General features: G+C 39.0%; 2 protein-coding genes and 1 pseudogene. All 3 read left to right on the top strand.

Translation table 11 applies throughout. The features are described 5' to 3' along the window. On the top strand, nt 1–1,198 hold a 1,198-nt coding region (locus HMPREF9423_RS12715; RefSeq protein WP_006149480.1), incomplete at its 5' end, for a hypothetical protein. Further along, nucleotides 1,180–1,602 (top strand): hypothetical protein, encoded by a 423-nt coding sequence (locus HMPREF9423_RS11310; protein ID WP_006149481.1) that lies wholly within the window; start codon nt 1,180–1,182, stop codon nt 1,600–1,602. The genes HMPREF9423_RS12715 and HMPREF9423_RS11310, both read left to right, overlap by 19 nt. Before the next feature lie 91 nt (nt 1,603–1,693). Continuing rightward, nucleotides 1,694–1,915: pseudogene (locus HMPREF9423_RS12165) on the top strand (T7SS effector LXG polymorphic toxin); the annotation flags it as partial.

The raw sequence follows: 1,915 nt of genomic DNA on the forward strand, positions 1-1,915 counted from the left end.
AACTGCGACTCCTTTAGTTGTTGCAGGCGGTGTCGTGGGATTTGGGACGAGTGTCTATGGGTTATCTAATGCAGAAGAAGGGTTTCATGATATTCAACTAGGAAATGCAGGGGATATCCAGACCAAGGCAAAGAATCCTATCAGAGATACAGTTTTTATGGGAAATGACAAGTTGTATCATGATGTTGGGAATACCTTTGTGACAGCGAGTGCTATCATGATTCCTATAGGGAAGACCCAAAGTGTTGTGCAAGGCTTGACAGAGTTTGCGATAGGGGAAGCAGGAGCTTATACAGCTGGTCAGGTTGCCTATCACGGGACCAAGCTTGCGGGTGGAAGCGAAGAAGACGCTCAAACCGCAAACTTTATTGGGAATATCTTAGGAGGGTATACAGCCTCTTCAGCAGCCAGCAAGTTTAGTCTCAATAAGGTGAAAGCGGACGTTGAAGCACCGAAGTATGATATCGAACGAATTAAAGAGAATATTAAAGAAAGCAAACTTGCGAGGGAGAGTTCAGGGTTTAAAGAATTCGCTTTAAATGAAAAATACAAGCTGATTATGAACGATAATAGTTCAGTTAATCTTCATCGCAAACTTAAGCTAAAAGAGTACGTTGAATGGGGAATTAGTCCTGCAGATAGCGTTCGAGTTTTAGAAATATCTGAAAATGCACCAAAAATAAAATATATTAAGGATACATTTACAAAGAAACAAATTATTGATATTAAACCAAATCCAGATAAAGGTATTTTTCGACCAGATGTTGAAGATTATCTTGATGAAAAGTATATTAAAGCACATATTCGTCAATTTAAAAATGGAGTTGCTAAATTTCAGAAATTTAAGCCTGATGAAAACTGGCGTAATGGGGTTGTTGGAGACAAAAATGGGAATAGTTTTTGGCTTAGCAAAAAACATGCAGATATCATTGAAAAAGTTGCTAATGGAGACAATCGACTATTTGAAAAGTTATTAGGTTTTGATGAAGGATATTTTGGAGATGGGCCAATTTATAGATTAGATGTTTCTCCTGAAGTTGTTGCAAGAAAAGGAGCATTTATACCTACTGGGAATGAAGATGGAGCCAATGACTGGTGGAGGCCCGGAGGGCGAACTTATCCTGGGGGAATACCGGAGGCAGTTATGAAGGATATAAGTACAAAAAGAGGTGATCATACATGGAACGTAGTCAATTAAAGTGGGAAGACGTTATTCAGTTCGAAGAAGTCAAAGGATACGGAAAAGAAGTTTGGAAACATAATAATCAGTATTATATCGTCAATATTGAAGGTGGCATGATGGATGAACGAGTTGTTTATGAATTACCGGACGAGTTATTTTCCTTGCTGGAGAGTAGGAAGAAAACGTTACGAGAAGTATCTTATAGAGTAAAGAACGATTGCTGGCCCCCAACGGAAAAAGAAATCAATAAAATAAAAAGGGGAAGAGCCAAAGAACGACCAAAGATACTGATAGCTAATCCGAAAAATCAATTACTTTTTACACAAGAAGAATTAAAAGAGTTAATGCCCATTGCAGAGAAGATTTGGATTGAATCTGAAGGCAAACTTCCAGATAATTATGTATCACCATTGAAATAGCTTGTAAGGAACTTGTTTATGCACTGTTAGTTGTAAGCAAGTTCCTGTTTTTACATTAAGTGAAAACCTCCAAGGTCAGGCCATCTCGAGCATGCGCAATTACCTAGTAGAGGTGCATGGAACTCTGCTTCAGACACTGGCCAACCTGATGAATGACTACTCAACGAACCTCCTACTGTACAAGGACGGCTACTACCAGATTGATGGAGATCTTCATACAAAGTTACCTGGTAAGGAGTTTACACGTCTTCATAGTGACTTAAAGGGTTCGAGGGATAAGTTAAAGCCCGAGATTGAACTCTTGAAGACGACC

Origin of the sequence: Streptococcus infantis ATCC 700779 (assembly GCF_000187465.1) — a bacterium.
In the GTDB taxonomy this organism is placed as follows: Bacteria; Bacillota; Bacilli; order Lactobacillales; family Streptococcaceae; genus Streptococcus; species Streptococcus infantis.